At 68.1% G+C, this 20,493-nt stretch carries 18 protein-coding genes; 4 read left to right on the forward strand and 14 right to left on the reverse strand.

Translation table 11 applies throughout. The features are described from left to right. Window positions 1-12: 12 nt before the first annotated feature. Complete coding sequence (locus AC1DZV_RS07410; RefSeq protein WP_476953345.1) at window positions 13-1,923, reverse strand: AMP-binding protein; 1,911 nt, start codon at window positions 1,921-1,923, stop codon at window positions 13-15. Between the two features lie 187 nt (window positions 1,924-2,110). Here AC1DZV_RS07410 and AC1DZV_RS07415 point away from each other — a divergent pair, with 187 nt between their 5' ends. The 4 genes from AC1DZV_RS07415 to AC1DZV_RS07430 all read left to right on the forward strand — a co-directional run bounded on the left by AC1DZV_RS07415 (window position 2,111) and on the right by AC1DZV_RS07430 (window position 6,387). Further along, entirely contained in the window at window positions 2,111-2,770 is a 660-nt protein-coding gene (locus AC1DZV_RS07415) for a GntR family transcriptional regulator (protein WP_476952134.1), read from the forward strand. After that, window positions 2,763-4,283, forward strand: coding sequence for an MmgE/PrpD family protein (locus tag AC1DZV_RS07420; RefSeq protein WP_476952135.1), 1,521 nt, complete (start codon window positions 2,763-2,765; stop codon window positions 4,281-4,283). The genes AC1DZV_RS07415 and AC1DZV_RS07420 overlap by 8 nt, the downstream gene beginning before the upstream one ends. Next, on the forward strand, window positions 4,283-5,185 hold the full coding sequence (gene prpB, locus AC1DZV_RS07425) for a methylisocitrate lyase (RefSeq protein WP_028277409.1): 903 nt from the start codon (window positions 4,283-4,285) through the stop codon (window positions 5,183-5,185). Before AC1DZV_RS07420 ends, prpB begins: the two co-directional genes overlap by 1 nt. A gap of 62 nt (window positions 5,186-5,247) precedes the next feature. Then, a complete protein-coding gene (locus AC1DZV_RS07430; protein WP_476952136.1) occupies window positions 5,248-6,387 on the forward strand; it encodes a bifunctional 2-methylcitrate synthase/citrate synthase in 1,140 nt (379 codons plus the stop codon). 115 nt (window positions 6,388-6,502) lie between these two features. Here the strand turns inward: AC1DZV_RS07430 and AC1DZV_RS07435 are convergent, their stop codons facing one another. From AC1DZV_RS07435 to AC1DZV_RS07495, 13 genes are all read right to left on the reverse strand, one after another. Then, a complete protein-coding gene (locus AC1DZV_RS07435; RefSeq protein ID WP_476953341.1) occupies window positions 6,503-7,411 on the reverse strand; it encodes a hypothetical protein in 909 nt (302 codons plus the stop codon). A gap of 163 nt (window positions 7,412-7,574) precedes the next feature. Next, on the reverse strand, window positions 7,575-8,057 hold the full coding sequence (locus AC1DZV_RS07440; protein WP_028277411.1) for an 8-oxo-dGTP diphosphatase: 483 nt from the start codon (window positions 8,055-8,057) through the stop codon (window positions 7,575-7,577). Between the two features lie 35 nt (window positions 8,058-8,092). Next, on the reverse strand, window positions 8,093-8,488 hold the full coding sequence (locus tag AC1DZV_RS07445) for a hypothetical protein (RefSeq protein ID WP_476952138.1): 396 nt from the start codon (window positions 8,486-8,488) through the stop codon (window positions 8,093-8,095). A 347-nt stretch (window positions 8,489-8,835) separates the two neighbouring features. Next, window positions 8,836-9,399 carry an RNA polymerase sigma factor gene (locus tag AC1DZV_RS07450; protein WP_476953342.1) on the reverse strand — a complete coding sequence of 188 codons (564 nt, stop codon included), beginning with the start codon at window positions 9,397-9,399 and terminating at the stop codon, window positions 8,836-8,838. A 68-nt stretch (window positions 9,400-9,467) separates the two neighbouring features. Then, window positions 9,468-10,499: a site-specific tyrosine recombinase XerD gene (xerD, locus tag AC1DZV_RS07455; RefSeq protein WP_476952149.1), complete on the reverse strand. Its 1,032-nt coding sequence runs from the start codon at window positions 10,497-10,499 to the stop codon at window positions 9,468-9,470. 8 nt (window positions 10,500-10,507) lie between these two features. Then, window positions 10,508-11,170: an NUDIX domain-containing protein gene (locus AC1DZV_RS07460; RefSeq protein WP_476850379.1), complete on the reverse strand. Its 663-nt coding sequence runs from the start codon at window positions 11,168-11,170 to the stop codon at window positions 10,508-10,510. Between the two features lie 27 nt (window positions 11,171-11,197). Then, on the reverse strand, window positions 11,198-12,991 hold the full coding sequence (locus AC1DZV_RS07465; RefSeq protein WP_043436300.1) for a CTP synthase: 1,794 nt from the start codon (window positions 12,989-12,991) through the stop codon (window positions 11,198-11,200). Between the two features lie 100 nt (window positions 12,992-13,091). After that, on the reverse strand, window positions 13,092-14,828 hold the full coding sequence (recN, locus tag AC1DZV_RS07470; protein ID WP_476952140.1) for a DNA repair protein RecN: 1,737 nt from the start codon (window positions 14,826-14,828) through the stop codon (window positions 13,092-13,094). Window positions 14,829-14,831: 3 nt separating this feature from the next. Further along, window positions 14,832-15,869 (reverse strand): NAD kinase, encoded by a 1,038-nt coding sequence (locus tag AC1DZV_RS07475; protein WP_476952141.1) that lies wholly within the window; start codon window positions 15,867-15,869, stop codon window positions 14,832-14,834. Window positions 15,870-15,891: 22 nt separating this feature from the next. Continuing rightward, window positions 15,892-16,704 (reverse strand): TlyA family RNA methyltransferase, encoded by an 813-nt coding sequence (locus AC1DZV_RS07480; RefSeq protein ID WP_476953343.1) that lies wholly within the window; start codon window positions 16,702-16,704, stop codon window positions 15,892-15,894. Beyond that, the gene (locus AC1DZV_RS07485) at window positions 16,701-17,054 is read right to left on the reverse strand and encodes a hypothetical protein (RefSeq protein ID WP_476952143.1); all 354 of its coding nucleotides are present in this window, start codon (window positions 17,052-17,054) and stop codon (window positions 16,701-16,703) included. Before AC1DZV_RS07485 ends, AC1DZV_RS07480 begins: the two co-directional genes overlap by 4 nt. Before the next feature lie 9 nt (window positions 17,055-17,063). Next, on the reverse strand, window positions 17,064-18,053 hold the full coding sequence (locus AC1DZV_RS07490; RefSeq protein WP_476952144.1) for an HAD-IIA family hydrolase: 990 nt from the start codon (window positions 18,051-18,053) through the stop codon (window positions 17,064-17,066). A 4-nt stretch (window positions 18,054-18,057) separates the two neighbouring features. Next, window positions 18,058-20,121, reverse strand: a complete 2,064-nt coding sequence (locus AC1DZV_RS07495) for a hypothetical protein (protein ID WP_476952145.1) — start codon at window positions 20,119-20,121, stop codon at window positions 18,058-18,060. Window positions 20,122-20,493 lie beyond the last annotated feature (372 nt).

Genomic DNA, 20,493 nt, shown 5'->3' on the forward strand with positions numbered 1-20,493 from the left:
AGGCTGCTCCGGTCACTCCGCAGGGCCGGGGCGCAGGGTGTCGAGCAGCGCGTCGATCACGCCGGCGTCCTCGATCGTGGAGGGCACCACGTAGGTCTCGCCGTCGGCGATCTGGCGCATGGTCTTGCGCAGGATCTTTCCCGAACGGGTCTTCGGCAGGGCGTCCACCACGGTGACGTGCTTGAAGTCCGCCACGGCCCCGATGTCGCGCCGGACCAGGGCGATCAGGTCCTTGACCAGGACGTACTCGGGCACGTCCACCCCGGACTTGAGGACCACGTAGCCGCTGGGCCGCTGGCCCTTGAGCGGGTCGGCGAGGCCGATCACGGCGCATTCGGCAACTGCCGGGTGCTGGCCGATCACCTGTTCCATGGCGCCGGTGGAGAGCCGGTGTCCGGCGACGTTGATGATGTCATCCGTGCGGCCCATGACGAAGACGTAGCCGTCCTCGTCCCGGTAGCCCGAGTCACCGGTGGCGTAGTAGCCCTCAAACGCCTGGAGGTAGGAGGAGATGTAGCGGTCGTCGTTGCGCCAGAGCGTGGTCAGGGTGCCAGGCGGCAGCGGCAGGCCCAGGACGATGTTGCCTTCCGTGCCGGCCTCGACGTCCCCGCCCGCGCCGTCGACGACGTTGAGCCGGAAGCCGGGCATCGGGACGCTCGGCGACCCGGCCTTGATCGGCAGTCCGCCGAGGCCGCGGGGGTTGGCGCAGATGGCCCAGCCCGTCTCCGTCTGCCACCAGTGGTCGACCACCGGAACACCGAGCACCCGGGAGGCCCAGTGGAAGGTATCGGTGTCCAGCCGCTCGCCGGCCGCGAACAGCGTCCGCAGGCTGGCAATGTCGTACTTGTCCAGGAACCGGCCCTCAGGGTCGGCCTTGCGGATGGCCCGCAGCGCGGTGGGCGCGGTGAACAGCACGTTGACCTTGTGGTCCTGGATGACCCGCCAGAACGCGCCGGCGTCGGGCGTCCCCACCGGCTTGCCTTCGTACAGCACCGTGGTGGCGCCGGCCAGCAGCGGCCCATAGACGATGTAGGAGTGGCCCACCACCCAGCCCACATCCTTGGCGGTCCACATGACGTCGCCGGGGCCGACGTCGTAGAGGTTTTCCATGGTCCATTTCAGGGCCACGGCGTGGCCGCCGTTGTCCCGCACCACGCCCTTGGGCGAGCCGGTGGTGCCCGAGGTGTAGAGGATGTACAGCGGGTCCGTCGCCTTGACGTCCACCGGCGCGGCCGCCTCCGCGGAGGCCATCTCGGTGTCCCAGTCGAGCCATCCGGGGTGCTCGGCCGCCATGGAGGCCACCGTCGAGACGAAGCCGTCCCTGGCCTTGACCAGCACCGGGGTTCCGGCGGCGCCGGCGATACTGAGGGCCTCGGCGACGGCGGGCAGGTACTCAATCCGGCGCGACGGCTCGATGCCGCCGGACGCCGTCACCACCGCCGCGGGGGCTGCATCGCGGATGCGGGCGGCAAGTTCCTTGGGGGCAAACCCGCCGAAGACGACCGAGTGCACGGCGCCGAGCCGCGCGGTGGCCAGCATCGCGATCACGGCCTCGGGGATCATCGGCATGTAAATCACCACGCGGTCGCCCTTGCCGACGCCGCTGCGGCGCAGGACACCGGCGAACCGGGCCACGAGGTCCGTCAGTTCCGCATAGGTATAACTCTGCCGGATGCCCAACATCGCGGAGTCGTAGACCAGGGCGTCCTGCTCACCCCTGCCCTGGGCGACGTGCCGGTCGAGGGCGTTGTACGACGTGTTCAGGACCCCGTCCGGAAACCAGTCGTAGAGCGGTGCCCGGCCCGCGTCGAGGGCCCGCCGCGGGGGCGTCTGCCAGGAGATCCCTTCCGCTGCGTCCAGCCAGAATTCTGCGGGATGTTCCAGGCTCCGTTCGTAGGCGGCCCGGTAGCTCTTGGTGACCATGACGTACATCCTGTCCACGACGTTGTGATGCAGCCATGGTAAGCCGGGGCGTACCGGCGATACAAGGGTCATGTATACACAGCTCGGCTATTTCCTTGTCGCATGCGGCAATTGCTGGGCAAAGGGCCGTTGCTTGTATACACTGATGATGTTCCACCCCGACAGAGCCGCCACCGAAGGAGGCACGATGCGCGCCAGCGACAAGGCCTATGCGGCCCTGCGCGACGACATCATCGAATGGCGCCTCCTGCCCGGAACCGTGCTCGCGGAGGTGGAACAGTCGGCGCGCCTCGGCATCTCCCGCACCCCGCTGCGGGAGGCCCTGAGCCGGCTCACGGCCGAAGGGCTGACGACGACGGCGGGCGGGCGCGGCGTCGTCGTCACCGACATTTCCCTGGACGACATCGACGAACTGTTCGAACTGCGCGAAACCCTCGAGGGCAGGGCCGCCGCCCTGGCGGCCGAGCGCGGCGACCCCGCAACCTTCGATGCGTTGCGGCGCGAACTGCTCCGGGCCCCGGAACTGATCGGCGGACAGGATCCGGCCCTGCACGACTACTACGGGCTGGTCGGACGGCTGGACGCGGCCATCGACGCCGCCATCTCCAACGCCTACCTCGTCCAGGCCATGCGCAGCCTCCGCGTCCACCTCGTGCGCGTCCGCCGCCTGGCCGCCGATGACGCCGCCCGGCTCACTGCCGCGGCCGCCGAGCACGCTGCCATCGCCGAGGCGATCGCCGCCGGCAACCCGCGCCTGGCCGAGGCCGCCACCACGCTTCACCTGCACCGCAGTCTTTCGCACGTCAAAGCCACCCATACACCTCAGCAAAGGGAGCACCATGGTTAAGGAACACCACGTCCGCGTTTACAAGAGCGAGGAAAACCTGGGCCGCGAGGACCAACTGGCCTACAAGATCGCCAAGGTCGCCGCGGATCCCGTGGAGGTCACCGATGAGGTCACCGACATGGTGATCAACCGGATCATCGACAACGCCTCGGTGGCGGTCGCGTCGCTGAACCGCGCCCCGATCGTCGCGGCCCGGGCCCAGGCCCTCACCCACGGCCCCAGCACCGGCGGCAAGGGCGCCAAGGTCTTCGGCATCGAGGAACGCGTCTCCCCCGAATGGGCCGCCTGGGCCAACGGCGTCGCGGTCCGTGAACTCGACTACCACGACACCTTCCTGGCCGCGGACTACTCGCACCCGGGTGACAACATCCCCCCGGTCCTGGCCGTCGCCCAGCACGTAGGTTCCAGCGGCCGGGACCTGGTCCGCGGCATCGCCACCGGCTACGAGATCCAGGTCAACCTGGTCAAGGCCATCTGCCTGCACAAGCACAAGATCGACCACGTGGCCCACCTCGGCCCGTCCGCCGCCGCCGGCATCGGCACCCTGCTGGGCCTCGACGTCGAGACCATCTTCCAGTCGGTCGGCCAGGCGCTGCACACCACCACCGCCACCCGGCAGTCCCGCAAGGGCGAAATCTCCACCTGGAAGGCGCACGCCCCCGCGTTCGCCGGCAAGATGGCCGTCGAATCCGCGGACCGTGCGATGCGCGGCCAGACCTCCCCCGTGCCGATCTACGAGGGCGAAGACGGCGTGATCGCCTGGATGCTGGACGGCCCGGACGCCTCCTACACCGTGCCGCTGCCGGAGGCCGGCGAGGCCAAGCGGGCCATCATGGACACGTACACCAAGGAACACTCGGCCGAATACCAGGCCCAGGCGTGGATCGACCTCGCCCGCAAGCTCAACGGCGAACACCCCGAGGTCACGGACCCGGCCAACGTCGAATCCGTGCTGATCAAGACCAGCCACCACACCCACTACGTGATCGGCTCCGGCGCCAACGACCCGCAGAAGTATGATCCCACGGCCAGCCGCGAGACGCTGGACCACTCGATCCCGTACATTTTCACCGTCGCCCTGCAGGACGGCACCTGGCACCACGTGGACTCCTACGCCCCGGAACGCGCTGCCCGCCCCGACACCGTGGAACTCTGGCACAAGGTCAGCACGGTCGAGGACCCGGAATGGACCCGCCGCTACCACTCCCTGGACATCGCCGAGAAGGCCTTCGGCGGCACCGTGGAGATCACGCTCAAGGACGGCACGGTCATCACCGATGACATCGCGGTCGCCGATGCCCACCCGCTGGGCGCCCGGCCCTTCGCCCGGGAGCAGTACGTCAACAAGTTCCGCATCCTCGCCGCCGGCCTGGTGGCCGATGAGGAGATCGAGCGCTTCCTCGCCGCCGCCGCCCGGCTCCCCGAGCTCGCCGCCGGCGAGCTGGACCAGCTGAACATCCAGGCCGCCGACGGCGTGATCGACCTCGCCGGCGCCCCGAAGGGACTCTTCTAATGTTGTATTCGAAGGTCACACCGGAGCAGAAGCGGATCCGGTTCCGCGAAATCCTCGCCTCCGGCACCATCGCCCAGTTCCCCGGCGCGTTCAACCCGCTCTCGGCGCGGCTGATCGAGGAGAAGGGCTTCGCCGGGGTGTACATTTCCGGCGCCGTCCTCGCCAATGACCTGGGCCTGCCGGACATCGGGCTGACCACGCTCACGGAGGTGGCCACCCGCGCCGGGCAGATCGCCCGGATGACGGACCTGCCGGCGATCGTCGACGCCGACACCGGCTTCGGTGAGCCCATGAACGTGGCCCGGTCGGTCCAGGAGCTCGAGAACGCCGGCCTGGCCGGCTGCCACATCGAGGACCAGTTCAACCCCAAGCGCTGCGGCCACCTCGACGGGAAGAACGTCGTGGATCTGGAGACCGCCACCAAGCGGATCCGGGCCGCGGCCGATGCCCGCCGCGACCCGAACTTCCTGATCATGGCCCGGACCGACATCCGCGCCACGGACGGGCTCGAGGCCGCCCAGGAGCGCGCCAAAGCGCTAGTGGAGGCCGGTGCGGACGCGATCTTCCCGGAGGCGATGAAGGACCTGGCCGAATTCCAGGCCATCCGCGATGCCGTTGATGTCCCGATCCTGGCCAACATGACCGAATTCGGCCAGAGTGCCTTGTTCACCGTGGAGGAGCTGGCCGGCGTCGGCGTCAATATGGTCATTTATCCGGTGACGCTGCTCCGTAGTGCCATGGGCGCTGCGGAGCGTACTCTGGAATCGATTAAGGCCGACGGAACCCAGGAGGCACAGGTTGGAAGCATGCTGACCCGTGCGCGTTTGTACGATCTCGTTGATTACGAGGCTTACAACCGTTTTGATACCGGAGTCTTTAATTTCCAGATCCCCGGTAAGTAAGCCCCGCATAGAACCTCCGGCACGTGCCGGTATACAGGCGTTAGGAACAAAGGAGTTTCAGCATGGCTGAACAGGACATTAAGAAGGGCCTCGCCGGCGTCGTGGTGGACTACACCGCGGTTTCCAAGGTCAACCCGGACACGAACTCGCTGCTGTACCGCGGCTACCCCGTCCAGGAACTGGCTGCCAAGTGCAGCTTCGAGGAAGTCGCGTACCTGCTCTGGAACGGCGAGCTGCCCGATGCGGAGCAGCTGGCAGAGTTCACCGCCCGGGAACGCGCCGGACGTGCCCTGGATCCGGTCGTCAAACAGGTGATTGACGCGCTGCCCACCACTGCGCACCCCATGGATGTCTGCCGGACTGCCACGTCGGTGTTGGGGGCCCGGCACCCCCTCGCCGAGGACGCCTCGCGCGAAGCCAACCTGGCCAAGGCCATCGATCTGTTCGCCGCGATGCCTGCAGTGGTGGCCTACGACCAGCGGCGCCGGCACGGCCAGGACGTGGTGGAACCCCGCGAGGATCTGGGCTACGACGCCAACTTCCTCTGGATGACGTTTGGTGAGGAACCCGTCCCCGAAGTAGTCGACGCGTTCAATGTCTCCATGATTTTGTACGCCGAGCACTCCTTCAATGCCTCGACCTTCACGGCCCGGGTCATCACCTCCACGCTCTCGGACCTGCACTCTGCCGTGACCGGCGCCATCGGGGCCCTCAAGGGTTCGCTGCACGGCGGTGCCAACGAGGCCGTCATGCACACCTTTGACGAGATCGGCATCCGGCCCGAGGAGTCCCTGGAGGACGCCCACGTCCGGGCCAAGGCCTGGATGGAGGACGCCCTGGCCCACAAGAAGAAGGTCATGGGCTTCGGCCACCGCGTCTACAAGCATGGCGACTCCCGGGTGCCCACCATGAAGTCGGCGCTGGACAAGATGATTGCGCACTATGGCCGGCCGGAGCTGCTGGGCCTCTACAACGGGCTCGAGACGGCGATGGACGAGGCGAAGGGGATCAAGCCGAACCTCGACTATCCGACTGGACCCACGTACCACCTCATGGGCTTCGACACGGCCACGTTCACTCCGCTGTTCGTCGCCAGCCGCATCACGGGCTGGACGGCGCACATCATGGAGCAGCTGGATTCGAACTCCCTGATCCGCCCCCTGAGCGAGTACAACGGCGTCGAGGAACGGCACCTGGCGTAGCAGGGCTTCCTGCGGGACGCGCGGGACCGGACAGCCGGCACGGACCGGCCACCTATTCGTAGGTGGCCGGCCCGTGCTGTTTGCTGTCTGCTGTCTGCTGTCTGGGCGGAACCTGCTAGGCCTCGTGGATCTTCAGCGAGGTGAGCATGCGCTTCGCGTTCAGGTACTCCGGGGTCTGCATGTACGCCCGGGCTGCGTCCAACGAGGGGAACGTCTTGGCTCCCTTGCGCATGGGATCGTCCTCCGTGTCCCCAGGCCGAACTTCGAAAGCGTCGGCGAACGAGAACAGCGGCCACTCGGGCGGCCCGGTGACGACGTTGTAGAACATGCAAGTGGTGCCGTTCTGCCCGGCCGGGGTATCGGTTAGTCCGAAAGATGCCGTAACGCGGTCCGGTCCCTGGAGTGCCCGAAAGGCAAACCTCGGCGTGACCGAACCCTTAGCGGGCTGGTGCGGGAGATTCACTTCGACCGAATCGAGCACCGTGAAGGGAACGGCGCCCTGGCACGCGCCGCCGAGTCCACCCGACGGTCCGACGTGCAGGGACGCCACCACCACAGCGGCCTCATTCGCGACGTCAACATCAACCCCACCGGAACCCCTGGCGGCATCGGAGACACGCCAGGAGGCCGGGTAGTCGAAACTGACCTTTGAATCGGCGCTGGTGAAGGTCCGCCAGGCCCCGGCAGAAGGTGCCGCGGTTGCCGGATCGGACGTTGCGGACGACGAGGGCGCCGAGGGCGCCGAGGGCGCCGGCGTCGCACCGATCGACGACGGCGGCGTCGTCGTCGTCGTCGTGAGGGCAGCGAACGGTGTCGGTGCCGTCGTTGCGGCCGTCGAGGCCGCCACGGGGGCCGGGTCCGCGGACCGCATGGTTCCAGCCACCGCGACGCCACCGGCGACGGCCGCCACGGCGAGGGCAACGACGGCGGCCGCCCACGGCCAGCGCCGGCGTGCCCCGGTGCCCCGGGACGGCTCGCCGTCCCTACGATCCCCAACCGGAAGGTCATGATTGTTCGAGTTCATGCCGTGCCCCCAAAATATTCCGTGTGCCGCTGGCCAGTGTGGGACGCAAGTGCGTGGCTCATCTCGGCGCAATGTTCGAACCCTAGGCTACCGGCCAAGCCGCGGCATTCCCCGGCACCCCGATTTCGAGTCGCGTAATTCTGCGGCGCGGTTGCCGCGGACTTCAGCGTCGCGGGATCCGGACCGACGCGACAGTCTCGTTGTCCTCGTTGAGGACCACGACGACGTCGATCGTTTCGCCTGCCAGCGCCGGAGGCAGCCAGTGCCCCGCATCCTGCCACATCCGCTCCAGCGGCAGCGCCGCGGAGTCGAACCATTCGGGCGTGATTTCCGGGCTCTCGGCGGGTTCGCCGTGCCACCGCCGGGTGGTGAAGAGCCGGCACGACATGTTCCAGTCAGGCCGGGCCGGAAAGATGAACTCGACAACGCCGGCGTGGGCCAGGTCCTCTTGGAGCACTATGATCCCGGCTTCTTCCCAGACCTCGCGGACCACGGCCTCGGCGTCGCTCTCCCCCGGCTCCACGTGGCCGCCGATTCCCACGATTTTGCCGATGCCAAAGCCGGTCCTTTTCATGCCCAGCAGCACCTCCGTGCCGCTCTCCGCATCACGGAGCGGGAAGCAGAGAGTGACTGGCGTGAGCTTCATGTGCTCAACCCTATAGCTGCCGCAGGCTGCCGGCGCTATCCCGCGGCCGGGCCGTCGCCGACAAGCTCCGGCCTCAGTTCAACTGGTATCCCCTTATCCGCGAATTCTTTGTCCATGGCCTGCTGCGGCGTGAGGCCCTGGTTGTTCGTGGCTTGGAACTCCCAGTTGAAGACGCTGGACCACTCCTGCCGGACATCGCAGAGGAATCGGCCGTTCTGCAGTTTGGCGATCTTGAACCAGGCGTTGCCGCCATCGAGCTGGAGTGCCCGGATCCCGTCACCGGAAATGGAGTAGGCGAGCCATCCGCCGGCGCAGCCCAGCACCGTGTAGTAGCCCTGTTCGGCGGGGGCAATCGGGATGATCGCGCGCTGCTGGTCATTGCGCTGCTGGTCAATGTTGGCCGGGGTGCATGCGACCCCGCCGGTGCTCAAAGCGGCAGGACTCGCTTTCGTGGGGGCGGCAGTGGACGGGGTTGGGGACGACGGCGATGGGATGGCTGAGACAGTCGGGGCCGGGATGCCCGTCTGGGCTGGCCCGGGTGCTGTCGGCATCAGATTGCCGCCGACAACCACCGCGCCAACGATGGCTGCAGCGGCCAGTACAGTCGCGGCCGCAGCCCGCACGGCATTGCGTCGTGCCGGAGTGCGCCCTGTCAAAAGGACGACATTCGGATCCGTGGAAAATACGATTGAGCGGGCAGGGTCGCTTCCGGACTCTGCTCCCGGCGCTCCCACCCGAGGTTTTGCATCCCTCATGAGCTGTTCGATGCGGTCCATGGCTAGTCCTTCCGTTCGGTCATGAGATGTGAGGGGGCAGCTTTCGCGAACGCCCGGCGTGCCCGGTGGAGGCGAACCGCAGCGGCGGATGAAGAACATCGCAGCGTCTGCGCCAGTTCAGCGATGGTCAGCTCGTCCCAGTAGGAGAGCATGAGGACTTCGCGGTCCCGCTCCCTGAGCTGCACCAGCACCTCTGCCACTGCGGCTCGTTCTTCATCGTTTGACTCGGGGGCTTGGCTGCGGACATCGTCTTTCAGCCTTTCGACTAGTTCCTGGCGGCGACGGCGGCCCTTATACTCATTGCCGACCACATTCCGGGCCGTTGCCAACAGCCAGCCAATGCCGGGCGGTTCCGCCAGCTCCTTCTCCCAGGCAATTCTGAAGACGTCCGCGGCCAGTTCCTCGGCGCGGTGTCCGTCACTGATACGGCAGGCAATGTAGCGATAGACCCGCGCGGAGTGCTGGGTGTGCAGATCAATGAACGCTTGCTCTTTGGCAGCCAACATGGTGGTTCCCCCGGACATCGATGACTTCTTCTTGATGTGTAAGTGTCCAGTGAACGGCATTTTCTTACACAGGGCCGCAAAAAAGTTTGCCGGAACCGGCGCGGTGCGGGGACCCGGCGGACTGTGCCTTAGCCCAGGGCGCGCGGGTGCGCGGCGGCGTAGATCTCCCGCAGCGTATCGGCCGTCACCTGGGTGTAGACCTGCGTGGTGGTCACCGAAGCGTGCCCCAGCAGTTCCTGCACCACCCGGACGTCAGCGCCGCCCTCCAGCAGGTGGGTGGCGAAGGAGTGCCGCAGAGTGTGCGGCGAAACGTCCTTGGTGATGTGGGCCTTGTCCGCCGCCGCCTTCAGAATGGTCCAGGCGCTTTGCCGGCTGATCCTGCCGCCGCGGGCGTTGAGGAACAGGGCAGGGGTGCCCTTGCCCTTGGCGGCCAGCAGGGGCCGGCCGCGGACGAGGTAGGCGTCCAGGGCTCGTGCCCCATAGGATCCGAGCGGGACGAGGCGTTCCTTGGAGCCCTTGCCGAAGAGCCTGACGATCGCGGGCCCGTCGCCGGCATCGGACCCGCCGGAGGTATGCAGGGAAATGTCGTCAACGTCCAGGCCCACGGCTTCGCTGATGCGGGCACCGGTGGAATAGAGGAATTCGAGCAGCGCGCGGTCGCGCAGGCCGGTTGCCGTGTCCGTGCCGGCCGCCTCGAGGATCCGGGTGACCTCGTCGACGCTGATGGCCTTGGGCAGCCGCTTGCCGGGCATGGGCGGGTGGACGTCGCTGGCCGGGTCGGTGGACGTGATGCCTTCGAGGGCCCAGAACTTGTGGAGCCCGCGCACAGCCACCACCGTCCGGGCCGCCGAGCGGATGCCCAGGGCCGAGCCGCCGTCGGACCCGTCGGAGAGCGCCTGAACGAAGGCTGTGACGTCGTGCCGGGTGATCTCCGCGGGGCGTTCCCGGCCCGCGTGGGCCAGATGCCTGGCGTAGCGGGCCAGGTCCCGCCGGTAGGCGGAGAGGGTGTTGGCCGCGAGGCCCCGCTCCACGCCCATGTGCTGCAGGTAGTCAGTGATTGCGCGGTCGATCGCCGTCAACGCCCTGGCGGGCGGGCGCTCAGGAGCGGCTGGCTGCGCCGGGGCCGGACGTTGCGCCGGGGCCGGCGGTTCGGCGATCAGCGGTTCCACTAGCGCTGGCTGGGATGGGCGGGCCAGGGCGCGTCGGCCGGGCGGAGGCTTTCGAAGTTGCCCGCGCGGGCGGCGGCAGCAGCCAGGACGCCGACGACGGCGGACGGGTTGTGGAGGCGGCCGTCAAGGACCGCCTGGACGGCCTCGTCCAGCGGGGTCCAGCGCAGTTCGATTTCGGCTTCCTCGTCTGTGCGGACGTGCCGCTCATGTCCCGGCACCTCACTCAGGCCGCGGGCCAGGTAGATGCGGATGGCCTCGCTGGAGGAGCCCGGGGAGTTGAAGAAGTCCGCCAGCACGTTCCAGCGGTCCGCGACGAGGTCCGCTTCCTCGGCCAGTTCGCGGGCGGCCCCGACGACGAAGTCCTCCCCTTCGACGTCCAGCAGCCCGGCCGGGATCTCCCAGAGATCCATGCCGACCGGGTGCCGGTACTGCCGGAGCAGCAGCACGTCGCCGTCGTCGTTCATCGGGAGAACCGCCACCGCGCCGGGATGGTCGATATAGTCCCGGACCAGGGTGTCGCCGTCGTCGTTGAGCTGGAAACTGTCGCTGACGACGTCCCAGATCCTGCCCTCGTACACCTTCCGGGACGACAAAAGACGGCGCGGGCTCGGCTCATCCGAAACCTGCCGTGCAGCATTGGGGGTCTCAGACATACCGGGCATCGCGCCGTCCTTTGATTCAGTTGGAAATTACTTGGACACTGCTGCCGACGAGGGCTTGGGCGCAGGTGCCGGGGCATCGGCCTTTGCACTCGGGCTGCTGCTGGCAGCGGGCGCGGCGTCGCCGGCCCGCTGGTGGCCAAGGGCAGCCTCAATCAGGCCCGCGAACAGCGGGTGCGGGCGCGTGGGCCGCGAGCTGAGCTCGGGGTGCGCCTGCGTGGCCACGTAGTACGGGTGGACGTCGCGGGGAAGTTCCACGAACTCGACCAGCTTGCCGTCGGGCGACGTTCCGGAGAACGACAGGCCCTTGGCGGCGATCTGATCGCGGTACTTGTTGTTGACCTCGTAGCGGTGGCGGTGCCGTTCGCTGACCTTGGTGGCGCCGTAGGTCTCGGCGACGACGGAGCCTTCGTCGAGCTTGGCCTCGTACAGGCCCAGGCGCATGGTGCCGCCGAGGTCGCCCTTGCCGTCAACGATGTCCAGCTGCTCTTCCATCGTGGCGATGACGGGGTACTTGGAGTCCGGCTCGAACTCGGACGAGGACGCTCCCTCGAGGCCGACTACGTTGCGGGCGTACTCGATCACCATGCACTGCAGGCCCAGGCACAGGCCCAGGACCGGGAGCTTGGTTTCGCGGGCGTACTTCAGGGCGCCGAGTTTGCCTTCCAGGCCGCGGATGCCGAAGCCGCCCGGAACGCAGATGGCGTCGACGCCGGCCAGGGACTGCACGGCACCCTCGCGGGTTTCGCATTCGTCCGAGGGGACCCAGCGGATCTTGACCTTGGTGTCGTTGGCGAAGCCGCCGGCGCGCAGGGCCTCCGTGACGGACAGGTAGGCGTCCGGCAGGTCGATGTACTTGCCCACGAGCGCGATTTCAACTTCGTGCTTCGGGTTGTGGACGGCGTCGAGCAGCTTGTCCCAGCTGGTCCAGTCCACATCCTTGAACGGCAGGTCCAGGGCGCGGACGATATACGAATCCAGGCCCTGGGAGTGCAGGGTCTTCGGGATGTCGTAGATGCTCGGTGCGTCCGGGCAGCCGATCACGGCGTCGATGTCGACGTCGCACATGCGGCCGATCTTGTCGCGCATCGGCTGCGGGACTTCGCGGTCGGACCGGATCACGATTGCCTCGGGCTGGATGCCGATGGAGCGCAGCGCGGCAACGGAGTGCTGCGTCGGCTTGGTCTTCAGCTCCTGCGACGGGCCGATGTACGGCACGAGGGACACGTGGAGGAAGAACACATTTCCGCGGCCGATGTCCTGGCGGACCTGGCGGGCGGATTCGAGGAACGGCTGGGACTCGATGTCGCCCACCGTGCCGCCGATTTCGGTGATGATGACGTCGGGGGCGTTCTTGCCCTCGGCGGGAAGCCGCATGCGCCGCTTGATCTCATCGGTGATGTGCGGGATGACCTGGACGGTGTCGCCGAGGTATTCGCCGCGGCGTTCCTTCGCGATGACGGTCGAGTAGACCTGGCCGGTTGTGACGTTGGCCGATCCTTCGAGGTTTTCATCGAGGAAGCGCTCATAGTGGCCGATGTCCAGGTCCGTCTCGGCGCCGTCGTCAGTGACGAAGACTTCGCCGTGCTGGAAGGGGTTCATCGTGCCCGGATCCACGTTCAGATAAGGATCGAGCTTTTGCATTGTTACAGACAGACCGCGTGCCCGCAGGAGGTGGCCGAGGCTCGAAGCCGTCAGTCCCTTACCGAGCGAGGACGCTACACCACCGGTGACGAAGATGTGTTTGGTCGTCTTGGACGAGCCCGGAAACCGGGAATTTACACGAGAGTTTGATCGCTGCACCACGGGGTTTGAGCTTATCATCAATTCGGCCTTCCACGGGTTCCTTGGCGGGATCCCGATGTGATTGTTGTCCTGGCAGCGGTCCCCGCGGGAGTCCCTGCGGAGGTCCTTTCGGGCCCGCCTAGCTTTGCGGGAGGAGTTTGGCGTCGTCCAGCAGCTCCTGGGCGTGGGCCTGGGCCGATTCGGAGTCCTCCTGGCCGGCCAGCATGCGGGCCAGTTCGCGGACCCGCTCGGCCTCGTCCAGCAGCTGCACGTCGCTGGAGGTGAAGCCGGTGGAGGTAGCCCCGTCAGCACCCCGCACGGAGGTCTTGGTGACCCTGATGTGCTGGTTCGCGAACGCGGCCACCTGCGGCAGGTGGGTCACCACGAGGACCTGGACGTGCTGGGCCAGCATCGCCAGCCGGCGCCCGATCTCGACGGCGGCACGGCCGCCTACGCCGGCGTCGACCTCGTCGAAGACAAACGTCGGGACGGGATCGACGGCGGCAAGCACCACCTCAATGGCGAGCATGACGCGGGAGAGTTCACCGCCCGAGGCGCCTTTGCCCAGCGGCCGGGTCGGCGCGCCGGAGTGCGGCTGAAGCAGGAAGGAGATCTCGTCGGCCCCGAACGGTCCGAGCTGGCCTGCGGGCTCCACATTGATGACCAGGGTGGCATCGGCCATGGCCAGCGCCGTGAGCTCCGCGCTGACCCGCGCGGAGAGGTCCTTGGCGGCCTTGGTGCGGGCCTTGCTGATCCCGGCGGCCTTCTTCCGGAGCTCGGATTCGGCCCGGGCGACCTCGGCGTCCAGCGCTTCGATCCGGGTGGAGTCGTCCTGGAGTTCCTCGTGCCGGGCCCGGGCGGCCTCCGCCCAGACCAGCACCTCGTCAATGCTCGGCGCGTACTTGCGGACCAGCTTGGCCAGCGCCGCCCGGCGGTCCTCGATTTCGGCGAGCCGTTCCGGGCCCTCCGTGTCAAGGGCGGCCTGGTAGCTGGCGAGTTCAGCGGCGATGTCGTTGAGCAGGAAACCGACCTCGGCCAGGCGTGCCGCGGCGGAGCCCAGCTCCCCGTCGTGTTCGGCAACGTGCTCCAGGGTGCGTTTGGCAGCGTCCACGAGGGTGGTCGCGTCGGCTTCTTCACCGAAGTCCTCTGCGATGAGCGCCTGGTGGGCGGTGCTGGCCGCGATCCGCAATTCCTCGACGTTGGCCAGTTTCACGGCCTCGGCCTTGAGGGCCTCGTCCTCCCCCGGCTGCGGGTCCACGGCGTCGATCTCGGCCAGGGCTACGTGCAGCGACTCGGCCTCGCGGAGGCGTTCACGCGCGGCACTGCGCAAGGAGTCCAGCTCGCCCTGGCTGGCATGCCAGTGCGCGTAGAGGTCCTGATAGGCGGCAAGCGCGCCGGCAAGGCTCTCGCCGGCGAATTTGTCCAGGGCTCCGCGTTGCGCCACCGGGCTCTTGAGCCGGATCTGGTCCGACTGTCCGTGCACCACCACGAGGGTTTCGCCGATTTCGGCCAGCACCCCCACCGGCGCGGCGCGTCCGCCCAGATAGGCCCGGCTACGGCCGTCGGCCCCGACGCTGCGGGCCAGCAGGAGTTCCACACCGCCGTCGAACTCCTCCACCTCGGCCCCGGCTTCCCTGGACCGCGCGACGGCAGCGTGGCCGGCGTCGAGCTTCAGCACGGCCTCCGCCGAGGCGCTCTTCGCGCCGCTGCGGACGGCGCCGGCGTCGGACCTGGCACCGAGGAGCAGCCCGACGGCGGTCACCACCATGGTCTTGCCGGCACCGGTTTCACCGGTCACCACGCTGAGGCCCGGGCCCAGCGGCAGGGTGGCGTCGGTGATGACGCCGAGGTCGCGGATGCGCAGTTCTTCAAGCATGGTTCACTTCTCGGTTGTGGGATCTGTCGAGGGGTCGGGCACGTCGGCAGTTCCCTCGTGGCGCGGCGAGGGAAGCGGCGGCATGGGACGGGGCGTGCGGATGATCGGGAGGGGGCCGGTGTGGATGGCCCGGGTTTGGGGCACGGGGCCGCGCCAGCCCTGGATGGGGAGCTGGAATTTGCGCACGAGCCTGCCGGAGAAGGGGGTCTGGTGCGTCCTGGCCAGACGCACCGGCGTTGCGGAGCGGGTCACTTCGACGCGGGCGCCGGGCGGCAGATCCACCGAGCGGCGGCCGTCGCACCAGAGGACGCCCTGGGCGTCGGTGCGGTTCAGGATCTCGACGGCGAGCCGGGACCGCGGCGAAACCACGAGCGGCTTCGCGAAGAGGGCATGGGCGCTGATCGGCACGATCAGGAGGGCCTCGACTTCGGGCCACACCACGGGACCGCCGGCGGAAAACGCGTAGGCCGTGGAGCCTGTGGGCGTGGCCAGGACCACCCCGTCGCAGCCGAATGAGGTCAGGGGGCGTTCGTCGACTTCGGTGACCACCTCCAGCATCCGTTCCCGGTTGCCCTTTTCGATCGCGGCCTCATTCAGGGCCCAGGTGTGCCAGATCTTCTGGCCGCGGACCCAGACCTGGACGTCGATCGTCATGCGCTCCTCCACCGTGTAGTCACGGCTGGCGATCCACTCGACGGTCTGGGCGAGGTCGGCCCGTTCGCTCTCGGCCAGGAACCCCACGTGGCCAAGGTTCACCCCAAGCAGCGGCACGTCGACTTCGCGGACCAGTTCGGCAGCCCGGAGGATGGTGCCGTCCCCGCCGAGCACCATGACAAGTTCCACCTCGGGCAGCTTCACGTGGTCGTGAAGGACCTCGACCGGGTGGTCGAGCCGGCCGAAGAAGCGGACCATGTCCCCGAGCTCGTTCTCCTGCAGCACGGGGACGAGCCCGGATTCGTGCAGCAGCGCACAGGCTTCCCAGGCAGCCTTGAGGGACTCCTCGCGCCCTGTGTGGGCCAGGATCAGGACACGCCTGCTCATCAGGTTCCGCCTTCTGGTGGTACTAGTGGTTCGGCCAGATTGTTCCGAGCAACGCAGCAACAGCTGCGTCCCGCTCCTCGATCTTAGGCGGGACTTCCGACATCGCGCGTTTTATCCACAGGAAGTATTCGACATTGCCGTCCTGGCCCGGCAGCGGGCTCTGGGCGAGGCCTGACAAGACCAGGCCCGCGTCCACGGCGGCGGCAGCCACCTTGCCCACGGCGAGCCGGCGTTCGCGTTCCGAGGTGACAACGCCGGTCCGGCCCAGCCGGTCCTTGCCGATCTCGAACTGTGGCTTGACCATGAGGACGAGGTCGCCGCCGGGCAGGGTGCAGGCCGCGAGTGGCGCCACCACAAGCGTCAGCGAGATGAAGGACAGGTCAGCCACCGTCAGAGCGGCCGGTCCGCCGATTTCCGCGGCCGCCATGTAGCGGACGTTGAGGCCTTCGTGCACGGAAACCCTGGAGTCATTCCGCATTTCCGGCACCAGCTGGCCGTGCCCCACGTCGACGGCCACCACGTGGGCAGCACCGCGCCGAAGCAGCACGTCCGTGAACCCGCCGGTGGAGGCGCCGGCGTCGAGGCACCGTTTGCCTGCGACGTCGACGGCGGGAAAGGCATCCAGCGCGCCGGCCAGTTTGTGCCCGGCGCGGCTGACGTAGCCGTCCTCGGCCGAGGCCGTGACGTCCAGCGCTGCGTCGTCCGGGACCTGCAGGGACGCCTTGGCGAGGACCTCGCCGCCATAGCTCACCTTGCCCTCGGCAATGAGCCGGGCGGCATGGGTCCGGGACTTGGCGAGCCCCCGGCTGACGAGTGCCTGGTCTAGCCGGCTCACGATCCCCCGTTCCCCGCGGCATGGATGCGGCGCGCCACGCCGGCGTGTCCGGCCACGTCTTCGTTCAGGGCCTCCAGCAGGGCGTCATGCATGCCCGCATAGACTTCGCCGTGCCCGGACACAGGCATTTGCTGCACGGCCCCGAGGCGGTCCAGGACAGCATTGACGGCCGGATCCAGGACTGCTGCCGTATGTTCTGGTGCCGCGTGTTCTGGTGCGGCGTGCCCGGACAGCTCCGCGGGGAGCTGCTGCGACGGCAGCTCGGGCCAGGCGACGTCGGCCGCAGGGGTCGGCGCCTCAGCCGGCTGTTCGTCTGGGGCCTGGTCCAGTCCCTGGTGTAGCTCGCTCATGTGTCCAGCCTAGTGATCGGACCACTCGAGGACCGGAGCCAGTGCGCTGGTCGTCTCGGGGTTTGCGGCCCACCAGGCCGAACAGGCGGCTCGCCACGAATCGAGGTCGGCGGGGTCGCCGCTGATGTGGACCGACTGCCCCCGCACGATCGCCGTGGCCGTGCCGCTGCGGAACCGCCCGGCGTCGTGCTCTACGGCGGGGTATGGCGCGTACAGGCCGGTCAGGTCATTGATGAGGAAATCGGGACGCTCCACAGAGCGTGCCGCGAGGATCGATTCCCTTGTGTCCACTCCGGTCAGCACAGCGACGGTGGCGAAACCGGCGTTGTTGCCGCCCAGGATGTCGGTGTCCAGGCGGTCACCTACGACCAGCGGCCGGTCCGCCGCCAGCCGCTTGGCGGCAGTGTGGAACAGTGGGGCTTCGGGTTTGCCGGCCACGATCGGGCTCTTGCCGGTCGCGGCTGCCACGGCGGCCACGAGCGTCCCGTTACCGGGGGCGATTCCACGCGCCTGGGGAATGGACCAGTCCGTGTTGGTGGCCACCCACAGGGCGCCGCCGGCGACGACGTACGACGCCTCGGCGAGGTCCTTCCAGCCAAGTTCCGGACTAAAGCCCTGCACGACGGCGACGGGGTCTCCCTCCGCGCCGCGGACGGGAACCAGGCCGACCAGTTCAATTTCCTGGGCAAGGGCGGCGCTGCCCGTGATGAGCACGTGCGCCCCGGCCGGCAGCATCGACGCCAGCAGCGCTGCCGCCGCCTGCGAGGAACTCACCACCTGGTGGTCCTCGGCGGGGGCGCCGAGATCGCGCAGGTGTTGGGCCACCTGTGCCGGGGAACGGGATGCGTTGTTGGTGACGTAGCCCAGCCCGACGCCCACCCCGGCCAGCCGGCGCAGCGACTCGACGGCCCCGGGAATGGCGTTGGGCCCTGCATAGACAACGCCGTCAAGATCGGAGAGCAGGGCATCAAAGGTGGAGATCAGGGCGGTACCCGTCATGCGATTAGTCCTCCACACTTTCGTGCTGGGCCCGCTCTGAGTCAGCGGAGAGTTCCTGGTCCGCGTCATCGTTCAGTTCCAGGTCGGACTCGGCGATCGCTTCGTCATCAGCTTCGTGATCAGCTTCGTCGAGCACGTCGGATTCCACTGAATCCAGGTCGGACTCGGGGTCGTCAGACTCGAAGTAGTCGGCTTCGGCGTCGTCGCTGGCGAGCTCATCGCCCGCGTTCAAGCCGGCCACACCGGCTGCGGCGCCGGTGGCCTCTGCCGCGGCAGCGGCACCTGCGGCACGCGGTGCGCGCTCTTCGGTTCCGGCGTGCGTGTCGGCATGCTCCTGCGCCCGGAGGCGGCGCTGCCGTTCCTCCTCGCGGGCTTCTTCTTCCTCGTCCCAGCCGAGATCGATGATGTCGGGTTCCTCGTCAGCCCCGAGGCCCAGCGCGTTTTCTGCCACAGTGGCCTGGCGTTGCCATTTGGTGGCTTCGGCAGCGCGGCCAGCTGCCGTCAGCGCGTCAGCATAGGCACGGAACAGCCGGGGGCTGTAGGAAAAGGCGCGGTTGATGTCCAGCTGCGGGATTTCCAGTTCGGAAACCGCGGCGTCGAGCTGCCCGAGGTCGGTGCGGGCACCGGCTGCAACGATGGCCAGTTCCACCTTGCCGGGGGCGTCGAGATCCTTGGCTTCGTCGGACCGGGCCATGTCCAGTGCACGGTCCGGGCGGCCAAGGCCGCGTTCGCAGTCGGCCATGACCGGCAGGTGCATGTTGGAGCCACTGATCCGGCGGTAGGTCCGGAATTCCCGAAGGGCTTCACCATAGTGGCCGGCTGCGTAGGCGGTCAGGCCGACAGCTTCGCGGACGGACGCGAGGCGTCCGCCACGGCGGCTGGCTGCCAGGGCATGCTGGAAGGCAAGCTCAGGTTCCTCGTCCAGGAGCCGCCCGGCCATGACGAGGTGGCGGGCCACCCATTCGGCGCTGGTGCCTTCGAGGGTCTTGATCTGGTGCTGCGTGGCACGGTCAAGCTCCTTGCCCGTGACGTCCTCGTCGATCTGGGGTGAACGCTCCCGGTCGGGGCGGTTGGCGCTGCGGAGGTCGCGGGCATTGGGCACGCGAACCGGACGGTCCTCGGGGCGGTCGCGTCCGTACTGGCGCGGGCCTGAGTCGCCACGGTCGAAGCCCCGTGCGGGACGGTCCTCGCGGGTGCCAAAGGGCTTGCGGTTCTCGCCGCTGCTGTACGGCTTGCGGTCACGGTCGCCACCGCCGCCGAAGCTGCGCTGTCCTCCGCCCTCACGCGGGGCACGATCGCCATAGGGCTTACGGTCACGGTCGCCGCCGCTGTACGGCTTGCGGTCACCATAGGACGGACGGCTGTCGCCACCAAAGCTGCGCTGACCCCCACCTTCACGCGGGGCACGGTCACCATAGGGCTTACGGTCACGGTCGCCGCCGCTGTACGGCTTACGGTCACCAGAGGACGGGCGGCTGTCGCCACCAAAGCTGCGCTGACCCCCAGCTTCACGCGGAGCACGATCGCCATAAGGCTTACGGTCACGGTCGCCGCCGCTGTACGGCTTACGGTCACCATAGGACGGACGGCTGTCGCCACCAAAGCTGCGCTGACCCCCGCCCTCACGCGGGGCACGGTCACCATACGGCTTACGCTCACCGCCACCGCCGAAGCCGCGCTGATCCCCGCCTTCACGCGGGGCACGGTCACCATAGGGCTTACGGTCACCGCCGCCGCTGTACGGCTTGCGGTCACCATAGGACGGGCGGCTGTCGCCACCAAAGCTGCGCTGTCCCCCGCCTTCACGCGGGGCACGATCACCATAAGGCTTACGCTCACCGCCGCCACTGTACGGCCTACGCTCGCTGTTTCCGAAGCCGCGCTGGTCCCCGCCCTCACGCGGAGCACGATCGCCATAAGGCTTACGGTCACGGTCTTCCCTGGAACGGAATCCGCGGGGATCGCCGCCAGAGTTGCTGGTGCCGCGGAAAGGGGCTCCATCGGAACTGCGTCCGCCAGAGTTGCCGTGGGCCTTGCCGCCGCGGTTGCCATCATTGTGCTCAGCCATGCTGGGGTCCTCCTGTTGTGAGCTGACCACTGGCGCAATCGCAGCCGCTCTGTTCCGTGTTTCGTTTCCTACGCAACCCGAAATCAAGCGCTTCGAAGTCCGTACATCTCCCCCAATTCTAGGCGAGCAACCCGCCACCGGCTAACGGCACCAGGTCAACGGGGGCCCGCGGTGGGAAGTCTCACAACCTCCTGCGGCACTTCTGTCGGCGGCCGCCGGCCGGCGGGCAGCTCCCTGATCCAGGGGCGGCTGACGGCGGCTGTGGCGTTGTTCCCCGACGCTCCCTCACGTTTGGCGGGGTGTGGCGGGATGCTCCCGCAGGTGTTGCGGGGACCCCGGGCTGAATGACGGGTTAAATGCGGGAGGACCCCC

The sequence above is a fragment of the Arthrobacter sp. P1_D12 genome (assembly GCF_056406175.1).